Source organism: Vibrio sp. 10N.286.49.E11 (assembly GCF_041469505.1).
In the GTDB taxonomy this organism is placed as follows: domain Bacteria; phylum Pseudomonadota; class Gammaproteobacteria; order Enterobacterales; family Vibrionaceae; genus Vibrio; species Vibrio crassostreae_C.
In genome coordinates, this window is record NZ_JBFRKQ010000041.1 from 30,025 (window position 1) to 51,720 (window position 21,696).

Here is a 21,696-nt window from a genome sequence, read left to right on the forward strand (position 1 = left end):
CCGTGTTTATACAAACACGGCCCGCGGAAAATCAGAATTGTTTTCTCTAGTCTTCGAGAAGCTTCTGCAGTAACACGCCGTTAAGCATGGCGCGCTTAATCATAGCAAAAGCTCCCATCGTAGGATGTTTATCGATCTGTGATGCTACAATAGGCAGGCCGCTATGGAAAGTCGTTAACGACTGATTCTCTACATTGCGCTTAATTGCAGGAAAAACAATCTCTTGTGCCTTGGTAATATCACCAGCAATGATAACTTTTTGAGGGTTAAATAAGTTAATCGTCATCGCGATAGCCTTACCTAACTGGTTTCCTACTCGAACTAAGCTTTGCTTGGCTAGCTCATCACCATTAATCGCGTGGTCACAAACGTCTTGAATCGTAATATGCTCAAGCTCTGTTAAAGAAGACTCATAGCCTTGTTTAATCAGCTTCTGCACGCGTTCAACGATAGCTGGGTTTGCCGCTACTGTTTCAAGACAGCCGAAGTTACCACATTGGCATTGCTCGCCTAGCGGATCAATTTGGATATGACCAATTTCACCCACATTACGGTTATGACCTAGGAAAACCTGACCATTAACGATAATGCCTGCACCTGTACCACGGTGAACACTGACCAAAATAGAATCTTGGCTATCTTTACTTGCACCGAAGTAGTGCTCAGCAAGCGCCATTCCACGAACATCGTTACCAACAAAACAAGCAACATGGAATGTATCGCGAATAATGTCGCTTAATGCGAGGTTATCGATGTCGGTATTCGGCATGTACTCAACAACACCGGTCGTTGGGTTAACCAAGCCTGGAAGCGTGACACCAATAGCAATCAGTTGATCGATCTTTGGTTGATGCTCAGCAATGAAAGCTTTGAGGTTATTGACCAAGCCTTGGGTAAGGTCTGATTGGTCTGAATAATTCAGGTCTTGCTGTTGGAAAGCCAATTCACGACCACCAAGGTCATGCAGGCTTATTTGAATGTAGTCTCGACCCAAACGCACAGCAACAGAATGAAAAGGCTCTACTTCTGTGGTTAGGGAGATAGCGCGTCTACCGCCAGTAGACGCTTGCTGCGCAACCTCTTTAATTAGGCCGCGCTCTAAAAGTTGGCGGGTAATTTTTGTAACACTTGCCGGTGCGAGTTGGCTTACATCAGCCACTTGTATACGACTGATAGGCCCCTGTTGGTCTATAAGTCGGTATACCGCCGCACTGTTTAGTTGTTTAACTAAGTCTACGTTACCTATTTGTCCGCCATTCATACTTAATTGTGCTCGTATTGTCCGTTAACAACAGTCGCTTTAACGTTAAAGTCTCGGTCAAATACAGCTAGGTTTGCAACCATGCCTTTTTTGATTCGACCTAGCTTGCTTTCTACACCGATAGCCGTAGCTGGGTATAGCGTAGCCATGCGAAGAGCTTCGTCTAAAGCGATACCAGCGTGCTCAACTGTATTCTGAACTGCTTCAATCATAGTCAGAGCTGAGCCGCCCAGTGTGCCGTTTTCATCAACACACTTACCATCACGGTAATATACTTTCTTACCGACAAAAATAAAGTATTCCATGTCAGCACCTGCAGGAGCTGTGGCATCCGTCACTAATACCAACTTTTCTCCCTTGATTTTATGCGCAATTCTGATGTTTGCGTAATCAACGTGGAAGCCGTCGGCAATAATGCCAGCGTAAACCTCAGGAGTATCGTAAATCGCGCCAACAACGCCAGGCTCACGACCAACCATCGGCGTCATTGCATTGAACAGGTGAGTGGCGAACGTGATACCAGATTCGAAACCTTGACGCGCTTCTGCGTAAGTTGCGTTGGTGTGGCCGATAGAAACGACAACGCCAGCTTTGTGCAGGCGTTCGATGTGTTCAGGGTCGTTAAGCTCTGGAGCCAATGTTACTTTTGCAACAAGGTCACGGTTCTCACAGATAAGCTCAATCATTTCGTTGTCAGATTTACGAATGTGATCGACGCTATGGATGCCTTTTTTCGCAACGTTTAGGTAAGGGCCTTCAAGGTGCAGACCTAAAGATTGGTTTTGGTACTGGTTATGGTATTCACGAGCTGCCGTAATAACCGCACGCATATCTTCGTCTGAAGAGGTGATAAGCGTTGGTAGGAAGCTAGTACAGCCAGATTTCAGGTTTGCTTTGTGCATGATCTGCATGGTTTCTGCAGTGATCTCATCGTTAAGCATTACACCGCCACAACCATTCAGTTGTAGGTCAATGAAACCTGGGCTTAGGTTTGCTCCGTCTAGGTCGCGAAGCTCGATTCCTTCTGGCAATTCAGAGATAGGACAGACTTTTTTGATCAGTTCGTTTTCGATTACAACAGCATGATCGGTTAGAACATCACTACCAGTGTAAATTTTACAGTTACTTAGCGCGTACATAGTCAGCTAATCCTTATTTCGTGAGATCTTTTAAATTCGTTCGTTACCTAAATGCGGACTTAGTTTGCGAGCATCATTTACGTAACGATTTATCTTTTATGGGCAAACGGCTTCAAAATGAGAAGCGATTTAAGTTGTTGAAAAACATACGAACAATTGATTTTTATTATACATTTAGGTCCATCAATAATGATTATTCACGGTGCTCTATAAGCCCGGAGTTACCATCTTTTTGCCTAATGATTAGATTTGGATTTTATCCATAAATGTTCGTTTTTTTTAATGATAAAATAAGTTTTATGATCTCGCTAGCAAAAACCTCTGGATTTGGTAAAAACTGGTGATTAGGATCACAAATGGTAAGGTTTTAATTTGCGGAGCAAAATTAATTGAATACACTGAATAGGACTAAATTGAGCGACTAAAATAAGTTTCTCAAACGAATTCTAAAAAATCCTATAGGGGGAAACAACTGGTGAATATTCTAGGATATGCGCAGAAGCTTGGTAAGGCGTTAATGCTACCAATCGCAACGCTTCCGATTGCGGCATTGCTGCTACGTCTGGGTCAACCAGACTTACTCGATATCGCATTCATGGCATCTGCTGGTAACGCAATCTTCAGTCAACTACCATTATTGTTTGGTTTGGGTATAGCTATTGGTCTTTCTAAAGACGGTAACGGCGCAGCAGGTCTTGCTGGTGCAGTTGCTTACTTTGTTCTGACAGCAACCGCAACAAACATCGATGCTAGTGTAAATATGTCATTCTTCGGCGGTATCTTTGCAGGTATCATCGCAGGTCACTCTTACAATGCATTCCACGCGACTCGTCTTCCAGAGTGGCTAGCATTCTTCTCTGGCAAACGTCTAGTTCCTATTATGGCTGGTCTATTTGCTCTAGTTGCTGGCGCAATCTTTGGTGTTGTATGGCCTGCTGTTCAATCTGGTCTAGATGCACTTGCTCACGCAGTTTCAACGTCTGGCGCTATCGGTCAATTTGTTTACGGTACTCTTAACCGTGCACTTATCCCAGTAGGTCTACACCATGTACTGAACTCGTACTTCTGGTTCGGTATGGGCTCTTGTCAAGAGATCGTAGTTGCTGCAGAAGGCTTCTCTCAACTTTGTGTTGACCCTGCACTAGCTAAAACTTTAGTTGTTGGTCAAGAGTACACATTTGAATTTGCTAACTCAGTTAACCCAGAAATTGTTGCAACTGTTAAAGAAGTAACTGAAACAGTTAAATCTGGCGACCTACACCGTTTCTTCGGCGGCGATAAAGGCGCTGGCGTATTCATGAACGGTTTCTTCCCAGTAATGATGTTCGGTCTACCAGGTGCTGCACTTGCAATGTACCTAGCTGCTCCTGCTGAAAAACGTAGCCAAGTTGGTGGCGCACTATTCTCAGTTGCATTCTGTTCATTCCTAACAGGTATCACAGAGCCGCTAGAATTCATGTTCGTATTCCTAGCTCCTGCTCTATACGCAATGCACGCTGTATTTACAGGTTTGTCTCTAGTAGTTGCTAACATGTTTGGTACTCTGCACGGTTTCGGTTTCTCTGCTGGTCTTATCGACTTCGTATTGAACTGGGGTCTAGCAACTAAACCATTCGTACTACTACTAATCGGTCTTGGCTTCGGTGCTCTATACTTCTTCACTTTCTCTTTCGCAATCCGCGCTTTCAACTTGAAATCGCCAGGTCGTGAAGATGATGACGAAGCTGTTGCAGCTCCTGCTGGCGAAGCACCAAAGGGCGACCTTGCACGTCAATACCTGAAAGCTCTAGGTGGTCACGACAACCTAACTTCAATCGACGCTTGTATCACTCGTCTACGTCTAACTCTTAAAGACCGCTCTGTTGCAGATGAAGTTGTTCTTAAGAAACTTGGTGCTAAAGGTGTGGTTAAACTAGGTGAAAACAACCTACAGGTTATCCTAGGCCCACTAGCTGAAATCGTAGCTGGCGAAATGAAAGCTATTGGTGCAGGCGAAGACCTATCTGATGTAAAACTTCCACAGTAAGGGAAGTACTTAATTAAGACGTAAAGTTACTCTTAAGTAAGTGTCAAATTGAAAGCCTCCCACACGGGAGGCTTTTTTGTGCCTGCAGTTTAAGACCAGCGAACACGGTTCGTTCTATTCTTCATCGAATAGCAGAAATAATCGCAATTAACGGACGGTTCTTATTGTGCAAAGGCTAAGAATTGTGGATGATTAGCAACAATGATCTTTCTATCTTTGACTGGCGCCATAAGCGACCGTTTTCTTGGGGACGAAAGATAACTTTCTCTGACAATACTAAATACATAGAGGTGCTATAGATGAGTGAAGCTGAGGCTCGTCCATCGAATTTCATTCGCCAAATTATTGATAAAGATTTAGCGGATGGTACACACAGTAGCGTGCATACTCGTTTCCCGCCGGAGCCAAATGGCTACCTGCACATTGGTCACGCTAAATCTATTTGCTTGAACTTTGGTATTGCTCAGGACTACCAGGGACAATGTAATCTTCGTTTCGATGATACAAACCCTGAAAAAGAAGACGTTGAATACGTTGAGTCAATTAAGAATGATGTAAGCTGGTTAGGCTTCGAATGGTCTGGTGATATTTGCTACTCATCAAACTACTTCGATACGCTTTACGCTTATGCTGTGGAATTAATTAATAAAGGCTTAGCGTATGTTGACGAGCTAAGTCCTGATCAAATCCGTGAGTACCGTGGCACGCTAAAAGAGCCAGGTAAAGCGAGCCCATACCGTGACCGCAGCCCAGAAGAGAACCTAGCGTTGTTTGAAAAAATGCGTGACGGTGGCTTCGAAGAAGGTAAAGCGTGTCTACGTGCTAAGATCGACATGAGCTCTTCGTTCATTGTTATGCGCGATCCTGTTATCTACCGTGTTCGTTTTGCTCACCACCATCAAACGGCTGACAAGTGGTGCATTTACCCAATGTACGACTTTACTCACTGTATCTCTGATGCGTTGGAAGGTATTACGCACTCTATCTGTACGCTTGAATTCCAAGATAACCGTCGTTTGTACGATTGGGTTCTAGATAACATCACGATTGACTGCCAACCTCGTCAGTACGAGTTTAGCCGCCTGAATCTTGAATATACAGTGATGTCTAAGCGTAAGCTGAACCAACTTGTGGTTGAAAACCTAGTTCAAGGTTGGGATGACCCACGCATGCCTACTATTTCTGGCCTACGTCGTCGTGGTTTTACTTCAAGCTCGATTCGTGAATTCTGTAAGCGTATTGGTGTAACTAAGCAAGAGAACATGATTGAGTTCGGTTCACTTGAATCTTGCATCCGTGATGATCTGAACGAAAATGCACCTCGTGCAATGGCTGTTCTGGATCCAGTTAAGATCGTTATCGAAAACTACGAAGCAGATACAGTAGAAACGTTAACGGTTGCAAATCACCCAAACAAGCCAGAAATGGGCACTCGTGAAGTACCATTTACACGCGAAGTTTGGATCGAACGTGACGACTTCCGTGAAGAAGCAAACAAAAAGTACAAGCGTTTGGTTCTAGGTAAAGAAGTTCGCCTGCGTGGTGCTTACGTGATCAAAGCTGAACGTATCGAAAAAGATGCAGAAGGCAACATTACGACTATCTTCTGTTCTTACGACAATGAAACATTGGGTAAGAACCCTGCAGATGGCCGCAAAGTGAAAGGCGTTATCCACTGGGTATCTGCTGATAAAGCACTGCCTGCTGAGATTCGTTTGTACGATCGTCTATTCACAGTGCCAAACCCAGCCGCTGCTGATGACTTCGCTGCAACGCTAAACCCTGAATCACTTGTTACGCTAAATGGTTTTGTTGAACCTAGCTTAGCAGAAGGTGTGGCAGAGCAAGCGTACCAGTTTGAACGTACAGGTTACTTCTGTGTGGATTCGAAAGACTCTAAAGCAGATGCACTAGTCTTCAACCGCACGGTTGGTCTACGTGACACATGGGGTAAAACTGAAGCTTAATCGCTAAAGTGATTCGCTTTCGATAAGCACCCTAATAAAAAACCGGCTTAGAGCCGGTTTTTTGTATCTGAATAAAGTCGTCAATTATAGAATAAGTTGCGATTAATCGTCTTATGTAGTGACCATATAAAAAACGCCGGCCTAAGCCAGCGTTCTGTATTACTACTTCGCTTTATGCGCGTCTGGATTGCCTTTGCAATCTCCGTTAATGCTTTTGCCGTACAAGTACAAACTGTGGTTTGTTAGTTGCACGTTGTAACGCTGAGCAATCTCTTTCTGTCTTTCTTCGATGATGTCATCAGAGAATTCGATCACTTCGCCACAATCTAAACATACAAGGTGGTCGTGGTGGTGCTGTGTAGAAAGTTCAAATACAGACTTGCCGCCTTCGAAGTGGTGACGAGTTACAATGCCAGCGTCATCGAATTGGTTAAGTACTCGATAAACGGTTGCAAGACCGATTTCTTCACCTAGGTCGATCAGCTTCTTATATAAATCTTCAGCACTAATATGTTGGCAGTCTGGCTGTTGTAATACTTCTAAAATTTTGAGCCGTGGAAGGGTCACTTTAAGACCTGCATCTTTTAGCGCTTGATTATTGTCTGACATATACTTTCCTGTTGATGATCTGCAGCAATTAACAGAATTCAATATTAATACCATTATAGTTTAGTCAGGCATAACAATAAACCACGAACTTCAAAGGGTTACTTACTGACATCACAATCTGTTTTGTAAATTGGAAGTATCTCACTTATAGTGGAGGTGCGACCAGTCAAGGTGACGGTGTTTCTGATATGAACATGGAATGTTGTTATGAATAAGCAACTCGCAAAAATATATAAACCCAACATTGTAAAATTTGCTCTTAATATTTGGCCCCCCTTTTGGGGAGCGGGTATTCGAATAGCCCACATTAGCACTGACTTTAGGGTTGTTAAGACAGTACTTAAGCTACGCTGGTGGAATAAGAACGCCAATCGTACTCAATATGGCGGCAGTATCTTTTCTCTTACCGATCCCGTTTACTCATTGATGTTAATGGGAATTTTAGGTGAACGATATTATGTTTGGGATAAAGAAGCGAGCATTAACTTCATCAAGCCGGGGCAATCGGACTTGTATGCAGATTTTGAGATAAGGCAAGGGCAGCTTGACGATATCTATCGTCAGACGCAACTCGGTGAAAAGTGCTTCCCCGAATTTATTATTCACGTGAAAGATAAGCAGGGTAATGTGGTTTCAGAAATTCAACGCACCCTCTATGTAAGAAAGAAGCCGCAATTTAGAGATGATGATGAAGCATTAGAGGCTGAGTGCTAATTAATAGATTTTAAATAGCAAAAAACCTCCTATAAGGAGGTTTTTTCATATCTACATAATGGTTATTAACTGTAACAATTAACAACCACTAGAGAATTAGTCTTCTAGCTCTGCTAGGCACATCTCTTCGTGGATTTGTTTAACCCAGTTAGATACGCGCTCATCAGTTAGCTCAGGTTGACGGTCTTCATCGATACATAGACCAACGAATTGGCTGTCATCGCCTTCAACTAAACCTTTCGATGCTTCGAATTCGTAGCCTTCAGTTGATGTGTGACCTAGGATAGTACCGCCTTTCGCTTCAACGATGTCACGGATAGTACCCATAGCATCACAGAAGTATTCTGCGTAATCTTCTTGGTCGCCACAACCAAAGATAGCAACAAGCTTAGTTGAGAAATCAATAGCTTCTAGCTCTGGGAAAAAGTCATCCCAATCACATTGTGCTTCGCCGTAGTACCACGTAGGGATACCAAGCAGCAGTAGATCGAAGTTATCGATATCTTCTTTGCTGCTTTTTGCAATGTCTTGAACGTGAACGAGCTGTTTGCTCAATTGCTTTTGAATCATCTTAGCAACAGCTTCAGTGTTACCTGTATCGCTACCAAAGAAGAGACCTACACTTGCCATAGAATCATTACCTTTCATTTTGTCTGTTGTCGGTGTAATAAAGTTCGGAAGAGAATCGTTAGATCCCAGTTCCTTCCCAGCTTAGTTGGATTATCCCTTTGGCGATAAAACCCGCACAGCCAAGGAAAAGTACTAACCATACGATGCGACGACCAAATGGAGGAACATTTCCCTGCTTGAGAACGTCCTTAATTGCCATACCGATTAAAAAGAAAATCGCGGCAAACAGGAGATCTAAACCAACAGATTCGATGATGTTCATGTAGTCGTAAAGCATGGGAACCTTATATACCAATTTTGCTTGGGCGCACTATATCACTGTTGTGAGATAAAGTTAATCTGCAGTAATTACACAGCTCTCATTTATCAGCACGAAAAAGCGCAGTTAAGCGATGAATTTTCTAATTGCTCTAAGTACTTCTGCTGGTTTTTCAGCATGCAGCCAGTGACCTGTGTTGGCAATGACATGCGCTTTTGCGTTAGAAAATTGCTGCTGAACGGCTGCTTGATGTTCTGCGGTGAGGTAATCTGAATCCCCACCTTTAATAAGCAAGGTTTTGACCGAGGTTTTCTCGATCGGTTCCCAACCAATAATATGTGGGTAGTTGCTCAATAACGAAGCAACATTGAAGCGCCATTCCATGATGCCTTGCTCTGTTTTGAACAAAGATTTGGTTAAAAACTGGCGAACGCCATCGATCTCGATATGTTTTGCGAGAACCTTGAGTGCATCTGAGCGTGAAGTCGGCTCTTCTTCTATCACGGCTTGCAGGCCTGCGAATACGTTGTCGTGGCGACTCTGAGTGTACGCGACCGGAGCCATATCCAAGACAATCAATTTATGCAGCGCAAGATGTTGTGTCAGTGCCATCGCTACTTTGCCACCCATCGAGTGACCAATCACAGTGACGTCTTCTGACTTAAGATCATGCAGCAGTTGAGCCACGTCTTGTGCCATCGCTTGATAGTTATGAGTGTCACTATGGAAGGATTGACCGTGGTTGCGGAGATCGATACTAAGTACCTGATGATCGGCTTTTAGATCCCTAGCGAGCAAGCCAAGGTTGTCCAGATTACCGAATAATCCATGGATCAAAACAATGGTGTGACCCTCACCTTCAATTTTATAGTTGAGCTGTACTGACATTTTTATCTTATTCATGGTGGGTTTGACGTAGAGTATCCGCGCGGATCTCGCTATAATCCCCCAGAGTTTAAACATTGAGATTGTGAAAAGCGAATGAAAACAATTGAGGTTGATGAGGACCTATACCGTTTTATTGCGGGTCAGACAGAACGTATTGGCGAAAGCGCTTCAGATATTCTGCGCCGCTTGTTACAGGTTGATAGCCAAGGCATGGCTCCGATCGAAGAGATCGTTGAGCCAAAAGGTATCGTTGTTAGCAAAGAGGTAGGCTTTACTCCAGAGAAGTTCGATGGCGTTAAAGAAATGCGCTCACTACTAATATCAGATGAGTTTGCATCACTAAAGAAAGCCATTGATCGTTTCATGCTTGTGTTATCAACACTGCATAAAATCGACCCTTTAAGCTTTTCAGAAGCAACTCAAGTAAAAGGCCGTAAGCGCGTTTACTTTGCAGATAACGAAGCGACGTTGCTAGCAAACGGCAACACGACTAAGCCTAAAGCTATTCCACAAAGTCCTTTTTGGGTTATTACTAATAACAATACAAGCCGAAAAAGACAGATGGTTGAGCAGCTTATGAGCCGCATGAATTTCCAAGCAGAATTGATAGAAAAAGTAACAGGTTCAATTTAACGAAATCTGATTTAAACCTCATAATATCCATGGATAAGAAGATATTATGAGGTTTTTTTGTTTTAAAATTTTATATATAAGGATGTCGAAAAATGGCTATGCACCCTCGTGCTGGGCAGAAAGCTCAGCAGGAAGATCTTCATAATATCCCGGCTTTAGTTGCTAACTATTTCTTACAGCAACCGGATGCTACGAACCCAGATCATAAAGTACTTTTCGGTACTTCAGGTCACCGCGGTACAGCAGACAAATCAACATTTAACGAAAACCACATTCTAGCAATTGCACAAGCGGTTGCTGAAGTTCGTGCCGAGCAAGGTACAACTGGCCCTCTTTTCTTAGGTAAAGATACTCACGCTCTATCTGAGCCTGCGTTCTCTACGGTTATCGAAGTGCTTGTAGCGAACGGTGTTGAAGTTATTATTCAAGAAAACAACGGCTTTACTCCAACACCTGGTATCTCGCACGCGATTCTTACGCACAACCTAGTGAATGACAAAAAAGCCGACGGCATTGTTATCACGCCTTCACATAACCCACCTCAAGACGGCGGTATTAAATACAACCCGACACACGGTGGCCCAGCTGAAGCTGAACTGACTCAAGCGATTGAAGACCGTGCGAACGTGATCATTGCTGAGCAAATGCAAGGTGTTAAGCGTACGCCTATCGCACAGGCTAAACAGTCTGAGCTAGTAAAAGAAGTTGACCTAGTCGCGCCATACGTCGCTGATTTGGTTAACGTCGTGGATATGGAAGCGATCCAGAAAGCAAACATCAAGATTGGTGTTGATCCACTGGGTGGCAGCGGTATTGATTACTGGCGTCAAATTGGTAAAGCGTACAATCTAGATCTTACTCTGGTAAGTGAAGCGGTTGACCCTTCATTCCAATTCATGTCTCTAGATAAAGATGGCGTAGTTCGTATGGACTGTTCTTCTCCATACGCAATGGCAGGCTTACTGGCGCTTAAAGACGAGTACGCTCTAGCATTTGGTAACGACCCAGATTACGATCGCCACGGTATCGTGACACCTAAAGGTTTGATGAATCCAAACCACTTCTTAGCGGTTTGTATTGATTACCTATACCGTAACCGTGAAGGTTGGGGTAAAGACGTTGCTGTTGGTAAGACACTAGTATCAAGTGCATTAATCGATCGCGTAGTTTCTGACTTAGGTCGCGAACTTTGTGAAGTGCCAGTTGGTTTCAAATGGTTCGTTGATGGCTTATACAACGGCCAGTTTGGTTTTGGTGGCGAAGAGAGCGCAGGTGCTTCTTTCCTGCGTAAAGACGGTACGCCTTGGTCAACAGATAAAGACGGCCTGATTCTTTGCTTGCTTGCGGCTGAGATCACAGCAGTGACAGGTAAGAACCCACAAGAATACTACGAAGAACTTGCCGCTAAACACGGTGAATCTAAGTACAACCGTATTCAAGCGGTAGCAAATGGTGCACAGAAAGACGTGCTGAAGAAACTATCTCCAGAGATGGTTTCTGCTGAGACGTTGGCTGGTGATGCAATTACTGCACGCTTAACACACGCTCCAGGTAACGGTGCTGCGATTGGTGGCTTGAAAGTGACAACTGAGAACGGCTGGTTTGCTGCTCGTCCATCAGGCACTGAAGACATCTACAAGATCTACTGTGAAAGCTTTAAGGGTGAAGAGCACCTGAAAGCAATCGAAGCAGAAGCTCAAGAGATTGTGAACCAAGTATTTGCAGTGGCTGGCCTATAATCGAATCTCGATTACTAGAGTTGCTACGTAAATAGAAGAAGGGTTGATGTGAAAGCATCAGCCCTTTTTGTTTGTGTTAGTTACGTATAAGCGGGAAAAGGTAACTGAGTTAGCTCAGACGACTAACCGTGTGGCCAACTTTGTGGCATCACAAACCAGAATTGCCCCGACTTTGTTTGCCCATGGACGAAGCGATCACCGAACTCGGTGATAGGCTGACTGCTGAAATCATCCGTCCCTGCTGCCCATTGCTCTTTGGTGAGTGGATACAGTGGTTCACTGATTAAATGAGCCTGATCTTGATAGCACCAAAAGCCGTTTACTTGGCTTGGGTTAATGTCATAGCCCAAGCATTTTGTCGGTATGTTTTGCTCTAAGAAAGGGTTGGTATACAGACGACCTTGCATCAGTAAGTGTTTTGAGTCGACATCGATTTCTGGATATTGCTCAACAAAGGCGGCAGAAGAGGACATTTCGAGTTGGTGGCTGAGCATCCTGTCGAGTTTCTTATCCAATTGGTCGTGAGAGTTGGGTCCAAACCATGTTTGTTCGTGGAGCAGATAAAACTTAATCGCCACTTCCCAATGTTCCAGCTTTTGGCTGCTCTCTTCTTTAAGAATAAAGTCGATTGCACCGAGAGTTCTGCCTTCCACATTGATCTGAATCTCGTCGTGCTTTATCGAGTAATTCGGTGAGGCAGCGATCACTTGCTCGCATAGATATTGGTAGAGGAAACCTAATCTAGGATTACCCTCATAAGTATGTGATGAGTCGATGGCATGGTTGCTAGAGAATGCACTGAGATCCGAAACCGGTGGCTTGATTTCTAGTAATGGCGGTGAGTCGATGACCCATTGGTAAAAACGTTGCAGTGCTGTCATCTCTTCCTCATAAACTCATCGTGGGGCTTTCGACATTCTACCCGTAAATTGATATAACGACGTTATTATAAAGGTAAGCTGGAAAGAAAAATGATTAACTTACAATTAGAAAAGCTACTTAACGAAAAACTGCAGCCACAGCAGATTAAAGATTACTGTCCTAATGGTCTTCAAGTTGAAGGCGCGACAGAAGTGAAGCGAATCGTTACTGGTGTAACAGCTTCTCAAGCCTTGATTGATAAAGCGGTAGAACTGAACGCAGACGCTTTGTTAGTCCATCACGGCTTTTTCTGGAAAGGCGAGTCAGAAGCGATTCGTGGCATGAAGGGCAAGCGCATTCGTACCTTGATTAAAAATGACATCAATCTTTTAGGTTATCACTTGCCGCTTGATATCCACCCTGAGCTTGGTAATAACGCGAAACTGGCGGAGTTACTTGAGATAGAAGTCGAAGGCGGTTTGGAAGGGCACCCACAATCGGTTGCTATGTTTGGTAAATTAAAAACACCAATGACAGGTACTGAATTCGCAGCAAAAATCGATCAAGCTCTAAATCGTAAACCACTGCATATCGCTCCAGAAAACCAAGACAAAATGATAACGACCGTCGGTTGGTGTACTGGTGGTGGTCAAGACTACATTGAGCTAGCGGCTTCTCAAGGCATTGATGCTTTTATTTCTGGTGAAATTTCTGAGCGCACTACTTACTCAGCACGCGAGCAAGACATTCATTATTTTGCTGCTGGCCACCACGCGACTGAGCGATACGGTGTAAAAGCGTTAGGTGAATGGTTAGCGGAAGAACATGGCTTGGATGTTGAGTTTATTGATATCGATAACCCAGTTTAAGAGCAGATGCGAGATAAGGGGTACGAGTCGAGTGTATGCGTCGTTCTCTAGAATTGAGCAGGTAACCTGTATAGTTTATCTGCTCGCTTAAGGAGATCCCCAACTCATTCGTCCCTCGTTCTTGGGGATGACGATATTATTTTATTCGTTCACTTCGCATTCTTTAGGATGACGAAGTTGAGAGCGTACAAAAGAAAAGGGGTTGATGTTCTCACATCAACCCCTTTTAACATTATGATTTATAGCAACTATTCACGTTCGTGAAGTGCTTTAAAGTCACGTTGTTCTTCACCAGTATATAGCTGACGAGGACGACCGATACGGTTCGTCGGATCGCTGTGCATTTCGTTCCAGTGAGCAATCCAACCGATGGTACGAGACATCGCGAAGATTACTGTAAACATAGATACTGGAATACCGATTGCTTTCAGAATGATACCTGAGTAGAAATCTACGTTCGGGTATAGCTTCTTAGAAACAAAGTACTCATCAGAAAGAGCGATACGCTCAAGTTCCATCGCCACGTCTAGTAGTGGATCTTGGATGTTTAGCTCTTTAAGCACTTCGTGACACGCTTCGCGCATTACTGTTGCACGTGGGTCGTAGTTCTTGTAAACACGGTGACCGAAGCCCATCAAACGGAATGGGTCATCTTTGTCTTTTGCTTTCGCAACGTATTCTTCAATGTTATCTACGCTACCGATCTCTTCAAGCATGCGCAGACAAGCTTCGTTTGCACCGCCGTGAGCTGGGCCCCAAAGTGATGCGATACCTGCTGCGATACACGCAAACGGGTTAGCACCAGATGAACCAGCAAGACGCACTGTAGACGTAGAAGCGTTCTGTTCGTGGTCAGCATGTAGAGTGAAAATCTTATCCATTGCACGAGCAACGATAGGGTTCACTTCATACTCTTCACATGGGTTTGCAAACATCATGTGTAAGAAGTTTTCTGCGTAGCCTAGGTCGTTACGTGGGTAGATAAACGGCTGACCGATTGAATATTTGTAACACATTGCAGCCAGTGTTGGCATTTTTGAAATCAGGCGGTATGCCGCAATTTCACGGTGTGTATCGTTGTTGACATCAAGTGAGTCGTGGTAGAACGCCGCTAGAGCGCCTACAACACCACACATTACAGCCATAGGGTGAGCGTCACGACGGAAGCCGTGGAAGAAACTAGCGATTTGCTCGTGCACCATAGTGTGACGTGTCACGGTAGTCTTGAACTTTTCGTACTCAGCTCTAGATGGGGCTTCACCGTAAAGAAGTATGTAACATACTTCTAAGTAATCAGCGTTATTGGCAAGTTGGTCGATTGGATAACCACGATGTAAAAGAATGCCTTTTCCACCGTCAATAAAAGTGATTTGAGACTCACAGGATGCAGTGGCAAGAAAACCAGGGTCAAAAGTGAAAAAACCATTAGAACCTAGTGTACGAACATCGATCACTGGAGTACCAAGTACACCTTCTGTAATCGGCAGCTCGATTGGCGCTTGACCTTCAATGTGAAGGGTAGCTTTCTTATCCGCCATAACAATCTCCTTTGTTTATTATTTAATCCGTCCAGGATGTTTATGTGCCATTTTTTTACTGGTCTTACGTGGGAAAGTCAATTTTTCTGAAGCTTTGTGTGCACTTGTTAGTGTTTTTTACATTAAATTCGTTAAAAATCTGGTCTGTGTAGCATTATTTGTTACATCAATTGTATTAGAATGTTGCCAGTCGTATAGTGACGCTGAAAAGTTTGGTTAAAACCTTATAAATGCAAGGCTAAGAAGAAATGTGAGGTGTCTTTCTTAATCGAGCAGTTAACAATTATTTTACAATTATCTAAGGCTCAACTTCAGTTATTTGTTAAGTTAATGTTAAATTTTGAAGGTTTACAATCAAATTTTGTCCATAACAATATCATAAGGTTATTTAATGACCATAATGCTCAATGGAGCTGAGTGAGCAAGCCCGTGAAAGAAAGAAAGACAAGACCTGTTAATTTAGATTTACAGACCATCCACTTTCCAATCACAGCAATAGCTTCCATCCTACACCGTGTGTCTGGGGTGATAACTTTTGTCGCGATTGGAATTTTGCTTTGGTTACTATCCATTTCCCTCTCATCCCCAGTAGGCTTTGCCGAAGCTAGCGACATTGTCGATGGTTTCTTCGTGAAGTTTATTCTGTGGGGCATTTTAACCGCTTTGGCTTACCACATTGCTGGTGGTATTCGTCACCTTCTTATGGACCTTGGTCACTTTGAAGAGCTGGAATCTGGCGCGAAGAGCGCTAAGGTTGCATTCGCAGCAACAGCGGTATTGTCTCTACTAGCGGGGATCTTAGTATGGTAAACAACGTTTCTACTTTTGGTCGTAATGGTGTCCACGATTATCTATTGATTCGTGCTACTGCCATCATTATGACGCTTTACACTATCTACCTAGTTAGCTTTTGTGCTTTCTCTGGTGATATCTCTTACGCATCTTGGACGCAATTCTTTGGTGGAACCTTCACTAAAGTCTTCACCATGTTAGCGCTTACTTCTGTTTTGGTTCACGCGTGGATCGGCCTATGGCAAGTACTAACTGACTACATCAAATGCGCAAAACTGCGTGTTGGTCTTCAAGTCGGTGTTGTTGCAGTTCTTCTTGGATATTTCTTCTCTGGTCTGTTTATTTTGTGGGGTGCGTAAGTGACTATTCCTGTTCGTGAGTTTGATGCCGTAGTGATCGGCGCTGGTGGTGCAGGTATGCGTGCCGCACTGCAAATTTCTGAGCAAGGCCTTTCTTGTGCATTGCTTTCTAAAGTTTTCCCTACTCGTTCTCATACGGTTTCAGCGCAAGGCGGCATCACTGTTGCTCTTGGTAACGCGCATGAAGACCATTGGGAACAACATATGTATGACACAGTAAAAGGTTCTGATTACATCGGTGACCAAGACGCTATCGAATACATGTGTAAAAACGGTCCTGAGTCGGTAATCGAACTCGAAAAAATGGGCCTGCCTTTCTCTCGTTTTGAGAACGGTACTATTTACCAGCGTCCTTTCGGTGGTCAATCTAAAAACTTTGGTGGTGAGCAAGCGGCTCGTACCGCAGCTGCAGCCGACCGTACTGGTCACGCACTGCTTCATACTCTTTACCAACAAAACATTAAACACAAAACGACGGTTTTCTCTGAGTGGTATGCACTGGATCTTGTTAAAAACGAAGATGGTGCAATTTTAGGTACTACCGCGCTTTGTATGGAAACGGGCGAGGTTTGCTACTTCAAAGCGAAGGCAACAATCCTTGCGACTGGTGGTGCTGGTCGTATCTACGCATCAACAACCAATGCACACATTAACACTGGTGACGGTGTTGGTATGGCGATTCGTGCTGGCGTTCCTATGCAAGACATCGAAATGTGGCAGTTCCACCCGACGGGTATCGCTGGTGCAGGTGTATTGGTAACGGAAGGTTGTCGTGGTGAAGGTGGTTACCTTCTCAATAAAGACGGCGAACGCTTCATGGAACGTTACGCACCAAACGCTAAAGACTTAGCGGGTCGTGATGTTGTTGCTCGTTCAATGATGGTTGAAATTCGTGAAGGTCGCGGTTGCGATGGCCCTTGGGGTCCACACATCAAGCTTAAGCTTGATCATCTAGGTAAAGAGACACTTGAATCTCGTCTTCCTGGTGTATGTGAACTTTCTCGTACCTTTGCTCACGTTGATCCAGTGAAAGAGCCAATCCCAGTAATCCCGACATGTCACTACATGATGGGTGGTGTTCCAACACAAGTTTCTGGTCAAGCTATTAAGCAAACCGAAGACGGCAACGATGTTGAAATCCAAGGTCTCTTTGCTTGTGGTGAAATCGCATCAGTATCAGTACATGGTGCCAACCGTCTAGGTGGTAACTCACTGCTTGATTTAGTGGTATTTGGTCGTGCGACAGGTCTACACCTAGGTGAGACACTGAAGAAGCAAGACGAAGCGAAACCTGCAACTGAAGCTGACATTGAGCGTTCACTAGAGCGTTACAACCGTTGGGAAAACAGCACAGACGGCGAAGATCCAGCGCAAATCCGTAAAGATCTTCAGAAATGTATGCAGAACAACTTCTCAGTATTCCGTGAAGGCAAAGCAATGGCTGAAGGCCTAGAAGAGCTAAAAGCGATTCGCGAGCGTCTGAAAAATGCACACCTATCTGATAAGTCTACAGAGTTCAACACTCAACGTATCGAGTGTCTAGAGCTTGAAAACTTGATGGAAACGGCATTCGCAACGGCTGTTGCTGCAAATTTCCGTACAGAGAGCCGTGGCGCACACGCTCGATTCGATTTCCCTGACCGTGATGATGAGCAATGGCTATGCCACTCACTTTACAACCCAGAGTCAGAGAGCATGACTAAGCGTGGTGTAAACATGGAACCTATCCATCGTGAAGCGTTCCCACCAAAAGCACGTACGTACTAAGGAGATATGACCATGAAACTGAATTTCTCTTTATATCGTTACAATCCAGATGTCGACCAGAAACCTTATATGAAGGAATACACTCTAGAAGTGGATGAAGGTTCAGACATGATGCTTTTGGATGCGCTTATTCTGTTGAAAGAGCAAGATCCAACAATCTCATTCCGTCGCTCATGCCGTGAAGGTGTATGTGGCTCGGATGGTTTGAACATGAACGGTAAAAATGGCCTAGCGTGTATCACGCCATTGTCTGCGCTTTCGGGCCAAGACAAGATTGTGATTCGCCCACTGCCTGGCTTACCCGTTGTTCGTGACCTGATTGTAGACATGACTCAGTTCTACGATAACTACGAAAAAGTGAAGCCATTCTTAGTGTCTGATGGCAATGTGCCACCGGCTCGTGAAAACTTACAAAGCCCTGATGAGCGTGCTCATTTAGATGGATTGTACGAATGTATCATGTGTGCATGTTGTACAACGTCATGCCCATCATTCTGGTGGAACCCTGACAAATTCATCGGACCAGCAGGCCTGCTTGCAGCGTACCGTTGGCTAATTGATAGCCGAGATACAGCGACAGACGAACGTTTGTCCGATCTTGATGATGCATTTAGCGTTTTTCGTTGCCATGGCATCATGAATTGTGTAAGTGTTTGTCCTAAGGGATTAAATCCGACGAAAGCTATTGGTCACATCAAGACCATGCTAGTGAATCGTTCGGTTTAAGTTATATAAAAATTGCCGCCCTAGAAGTTTTGGGGCGGCCTTTTAATAGCTCGGCATAGACCGCAGCAAACGTGAAAACTACTGGTTAAGGGAAAATATGCACAACGGCGTGATGAAGGCATGGCTCGAGTCTTCACACTTGGCTGGCGCCAATGCAACGTACGTAGAAGAACTCTATGAACTGTATCTAAGTGACCCAGATTCGGTAAGTGACGAATGGAGAAGTGTTTTTGAAGAACTGCCTGTGCAAGCTTCAGAGACAGTGGAACAACCACACTCTCGTGTTCGTGAATACTTCCGTCGACTCGCTCAAGAAACAAAGCATTACAGTGTCCAAGTTAGTGATCCAGATGTCGATGCGAAACAAGTAAAGGTTCTGCAACTTATTAATGCCTATCGATTCCGAGGGCATCAAGCAGCAAATCTAGACCCCCTAGGTTTATGGAAAAGAGCGACAGTTGATGAACTGGACCCTTCTTTCCACACTCTTACCGAAGATGACCTCAATGAGACGTTCAACGTCGGCTCTTACGCCATTGGCCAAGAGACGATGGTGCTTAAAGATCTCTACAAATCTCTAAAGCAAACGTATTGTGGCTCTATTGGTGCTGAATACATGCACATGACAAATACAGAGCAAAAGCGTTGGATCCAACAACGTTTAGAGTCTGTATCTGGTCAACCCTCTTTCAACAAAGAGGAAAAGCAAGCTTTCCTAGAAGAGCTAACTGCTGCTGAAGGTCTTGAGCGCTATCTTGGTGCGAAATTCCCAGGCGCAAAACGCTTCTCGTTGGAAGGTGGTGATGCTCTTATCCCAATGACGAAAGAAATTATTCGTCATGCTGGCGGACAAGGCATGCGTGAAGTTGTTGTTGGTATGGCTCACCGTGGTCGTCTAAACATGTTGGTCAACGTGCTTGGTAAAAAGCCACAAGACCTGTTTGACGAGTTTGCGGGCAAGCACGATGACACGTGGGGTACTGGTGATGTGAAATACCACCAAGGCTTCTCTGCGGACTTCGCAACGCCAGGCGGCAACGTTCACTTAGCACTAGCATTTAACCCATCTCACTTAGAAATCGTAAACCCGGTAGTTATCGGTTCAGTACGTGCACGTCAAGATCGCCTTGGTGATAATGATGGTAGCCGTGTACTTCCAATTACTATCCACGGTGACTCAGCTATCGCTGGTCAGGGTGTAGTACAAGAGACGTTTAACATGTCTCAAGCTCGTGGTTTCTGTGTAGGTGGTACGGTTCGTATCGTTGTAAACAACCAAGTTGGTTTTACAACGTCTAACCCTCGCGATACACGCTCTACGATGTACTGTACCGATATCGCGAAGATGGTTCAGGCTCCGATTTTCCACGTTAACTCTGATGATCCAGAAGCGGTTGCGTTTGTTGCGCGTCTTGCATTGGATTACCGTAATACGTTTAAGCGTGATGTTGTTATTGATTTGGTTTGTTACCGTCGCCACGGTCACAATGAAGCCGATGAGCCGAATGCAACACAGCCTTTGATGTACCAAAAAATCAAGAAGCACCCAACACCACGTAAGCTTTACGCTGACGTGCTAATGGAGCGCGGTGAGTTTGGTATTGATACAGCAACTCAGCTAGTTAACGAATATCGTGATGCACTTGATCACGGTGAAGTTGTGGTTAAAGAGTGGCGTCCAATGGCACTTCACTCAGTAGACTGGTCTCCTTACCTAGGTCACGACTGGAACATCGAGTGGGATAACAAGATTGATATCGAGCGCCTGAAAGAGCTTGGTACCAAACTTTGTCAATACCCGGACAGCCACAAGCTGCAAAGCCGAGTAAATAAACTGTACAACGATCGTACTGCCATGGTGAATGGTGAGAAACAAGTCGATTGGGGTATGGCTGAAACTCTGGCATACGCAACACTTGTTGACGACGGTAAGCGTATTCGTATCTCAGGCCAAGATTCAGGTCGTGGTACGTTCTTCCACCGTCACTCAGTACTGCACAATCAATCAGATGCAAGCACGTATGTTCCTCTTGCGAACATTCATGATAAACAAGGGCCATTCCAAGTGTTTGACTCTGTGTTATCTGAAGAAGCGGTACTCGCATTTGAGTATGGTTACGCGACAGCAGAGCCAAGCGGTCTAACCCTTTGGGAAGCTCAATTTGGTGACTTCGCAAACGGTGCACAAGTTGTTATCGACCAATTCATTTCATCAGGTGAGCAAAAGTGGGCACGTCTATGTGGTCTAACTATGCTGCTTCCTCACGGTTATGAAGGCCAAGGCCCGGAGCACTCTTCTGCACGTCTTGAGCGTTACCTTCAGTTATGTGCTGAACAAAACATGCAGGTTGTTGTTCCTTCAACACCAGCTCAGGTTTACCACATGATTCGCCGTCAGGTTGTTCGACCAATGCGTCGTCCACTGATTGTAATGTCACCTAAGTCATTGCTTCGTCACCCTCTGTGTACTTCTTCTCTTGAAGATTTGGCAGAAGGCACGTTCCAACCAGCTATCGCAGAAATTGATGACCTGGCGCCTGAGAACGTAAAACGCGTCGTGTTCTGTTCAGGTAAGGTTTACTTTGACCTGCTTGACCAAAGACGTAAGAACGAGCAAGACGATGTCGCTATTGTACGTATTGAGCAACTTTACCCGTTCCCTTATGAGGATGTGAGAGCTGCCATCGCACAATACACAAATGTAGTCGATTACGTTTGGTGTCAAGAAGAGCCACAAAACCAAGGTGCTTGGTACAGTAGCCAACATAATTTCCGAGCTGCTATCCCAGTAGGTGCTGATATTCAATACGCAGGTCGTCCTGCATCAGCATCACCAGCTGTTGGCTATATGTCAGTACACTTGAAACAACAAAAAGCGTTAGTTGACGACGCTTTGACCCTACTTAAGAACTAGAAGTA

Annotated in this window: 19 protein-coding genes; 11 read left to right on the top strand and 8 right to left on the bottom strand. The window is 44.5% G+C overall.

Going from position 1 to position 21,696, the window contains the following annotated elements; genetic code table 11:
- Positions 1-46 precede the first annotated feature (46 nt).
- Positions 47-1,261, bottom strand: coding sequence for an ROK family protein (locus AB4167_RS09370; protein ID WP_017062194.1), 1,215 nt, complete (start codon positions 1,259-1,261; stop codon positions 47-49).
- Between the two features lie 2 nt (positions 1,262-1,263).
- Positions 1,264-2,400, bottom strand: coding sequence for an N-acetylglucosamine-6-phosphate deacetylase (nagA, locus tag AB4167_RS09375; RefSeq protein ID WP_017062193.1), 1,137 nt, complete (start codon positions 2,398-2,400; stop codon positions 1,264-1,266).
- Between the two features lie 475 nt (positions 2,401-2,875).
- Here nagA and nagE point away from each other — a divergent pair, with 475 nt between their 5' ends.
- Both nagE and glnS read left to right on the top strand, forming a co-directional pair.
- Positions 2,876-4,426, top strand: coding sequence for an N-acetylglucosamine-specific PTS transporter subunit IIBC (gene nagE / locus AB4167_RS09380; protein WP_032545860.1), 1,551 nt, complete (start codon positions 2,876-2,878; stop codon positions 4,424-4,426).
- Positions 4,427-4,725: 299 nt separating this feature from the next.
- A complete protein-coding gene (glnS, locus tag AB4167_RS09385; RefSeq protein ID WP_372136440.1) occupies positions 4,726-6,393 on the top strand; it encodes a glutamine--tRNA ligase in 1,668 nt (555 codons plus the stop codon).
- Positions 6,394-6,555: 162 nt separating this feature from the next.
- Here glnS and fcrX read toward each other — a convergent pair whose 3' ends face one another.
- Entirely contained in the window at positions 6,556-7,002 is a 447-nt protein-coding gene (gene fcrX / locus AB4167_RS09390) for a ferric iron uptake transcriptional regulator FcrX (protein WP_017061956.1), read from the bottom strand.
- A gap of 207 nt (positions 7,003-7,209) precedes the next feature.
- Between fcrX and AB4167_RS09395 the strand changes: the two genes are divergently transcribed.
- Entirely contained in the window at positions 7,210-7,716 is a 507-nt protein-coding gene (locus AB4167_RS09395; RefSeq protein ID WP_017061955.1) for a DUF4442 domain-containing protein, read from the top strand.
- Between the two features lie 96 nt (positions 7,717-7,812).
- Here the strand turns inward: AB4167_RS09395 and fldA are convergent, their stop codons facing one another.
- The 3 genes from fldA to AB4167_RS09410 all read right to left on the bottom strand — a co-directional run bounded on the left by fldA (position 7,813) and on the right by AB4167_RS09410 (position 9,493).
- Entirely contained in the window at positions 7,813-8,346 is a 534-nt protein-coding gene (gene fldA, locus AB4167_RS09400; protein WP_010436745.1) for a flavodoxin FldA, read from the bottom strand.
- A gap of 58 nt (positions 8,347-8,404) precedes the next feature.
- Positions 8,405-8,623, bottom strand: coding sequence for a DUF2788 domain-containing protein (locus AB4167_RS09405; protein WP_004737900.1), 219 nt, complete (start codon positions 8,621-8,623; stop codon positions 8,405-8,407).
- A gap of 108 nt (positions 8,624-8,731) precedes the next feature.
- Entirely contained in the window at positions 8,732-9,493 is a 762-nt protein-coding gene (locus tag AB4167_RS09410) for an alpha/beta fold hydrolase (protein WP_017061954.1), read from the bottom strand.
- A 93-nt stretch (positions 9,494-9,586) separates the two neighbouring features.
- Between AB4167_RS09410 and seqA the strand changes: the two genes are divergently transcribed.
- Together seqA and pgm are read left to right on the top strand one after the other, a co-directional pair.
- Complete coding sequence (seqA, locus tag AB4167_RS09415; RefSeq protein WP_017061953.1) at positions 9,587-10,126, top strand: replication initiation negative regulator SeqA; 540 nt, start codon at positions 9,587-9,589, stop codon at positions 10,124-10,126.
- Positions 10,127-10,218: 92 nt separating this feature from the next.
- Positions 10,219-11,865 carry a phosphoglucomutase (alpha-D-glucose-1,6-bisphosphate-dependent) gene (gene pgm / locus AB4167_RS09420; protein ID WP_372136441.1) on the top strand — a complete coding sequence of 549 codons (1,647 nt, stop codon included), beginning with the start codon at positions 10,219-10,221 and terminating at the stop codon, positions 11,863-11,865.
- Positions 11,866-11,987: 122 nt separating this feature from the next.
- Here the strand turns inward: pgm and AB4167_RS09425 are convergent, their stop codons facing one another.
- Positions 11,988-12,746, bottom strand: coding sequence for a DUF1853 family protein (locus AB4167_RS09425; RefSeq protein WP_017061951.1), 759 nt, complete (start codon positions 12,744-12,746; stop codon positions 11,988-11,990).
- A 90-nt stretch (positions 12,747-12,836) separates the two neighbouring features.
- On the opposite strand from AB4167_RS09425, the gene AB4167_RS09430 reads away from it, so the two are divergent.
- Positions 12,837-13,595 carry a Nif3-like dinuclear metal center hexameric protein gene (locus tag AB4167_RS09430; protein ID WP_017067382.1) on the top strand — a complete coding sequence of 253 codons (759 nt, stop codon included), beginning with the start codon at positions 12,837-12,839 and terminating at the stop codon, positions 13,593-13,595.
- A 248-nt stretch (positions 13,596-13,843) separates the two neighbouring features.
- Here the strand turns inward: AB4167_RS09430 and AB4167_RS09435 are convergent, their stop codons facing one another.
- Complete coding sequence (locus AB4167_RS09435) at positions 13,844-15,133, bottom strand: citrate synthase (protein WP_017061949.1); 1,290 nt, start codon at positions 15,131-15,133, stop codon at positions 13,844-13,846.
- Between the two features lie 417 nt (positions 15,134-15,550).
- Between AB4167_RS09435 and sdhC the strand changes: the two genes are divergently transcribed.
- The 5 genes from sdhC (at position 15,551) to sucA (ending at position 21,691) form a co-directional block, all read left to right on the top strand.
- Positions 15,551-15,943, top strand: a complete 393-nt coding sequence (gene sdhC, locus AB4167_RS09440) for a succinate dehydrogenase cytochrome b556 subunit (protein WP_017061948.1) — start codon at positions 15,551-15,553, stop codon at positions 15,941-15,943.
- Positions 15,937-16,284: a succinate dehydrogenase, hydrophobic membrane anchor protein gene (gene sdhD / locus AB4167_RS09445; protein WP_010436768.1), complete on the top strand. Its 348-nt coding sequence runs from the start codon at positions 15,937-15,939 to the stop codon at positions 16,282-16,284. The genes sdhC and sdhD overlap by 7 nt, the downstream gene beginning before the upstream one ends.
- Complete coding sequence (sdhA, locus tag AB4167_RS09450; protein ID WP_372136442.1) at positions 16,285-18,051, top strand: succinate dehydrogenase flavoprotein subunit; 1,767 nt, start codon at positions 16,285-16,287, stop codon at positions 18,049-18,051.
- A gap of 12 nt (positions 18,052-18,063) precedes the next feature.
- On the top strand, positions 18,064-18,777 hold the full coding sequence (locus AB4167_RS09455; RefSeq protein ID WP_010436773.1) for a succinate dehydrogenase iron-sulfur subunit: 714 nt from the start codon (positions 18,064-18,066) through the stop codon (positions 18,775-18,777).
- A gap of 97 nt (positions 18,778-18,874) precedes the next feature.
- Positions 18,875-21,691, top strand: a complete 2,817-nt coding sequence (gene sucA, locus AB4167_RS09460; RefSeq protein ID WP_017061946.1) for a 2-oxoglutarate dehydrogenase E1 component — start codon at positions 18,875-18,877, stop codon at positions 21,689-21,691.
- Positions 21,692-21,696: the final 5 nt, after the last annotated feature.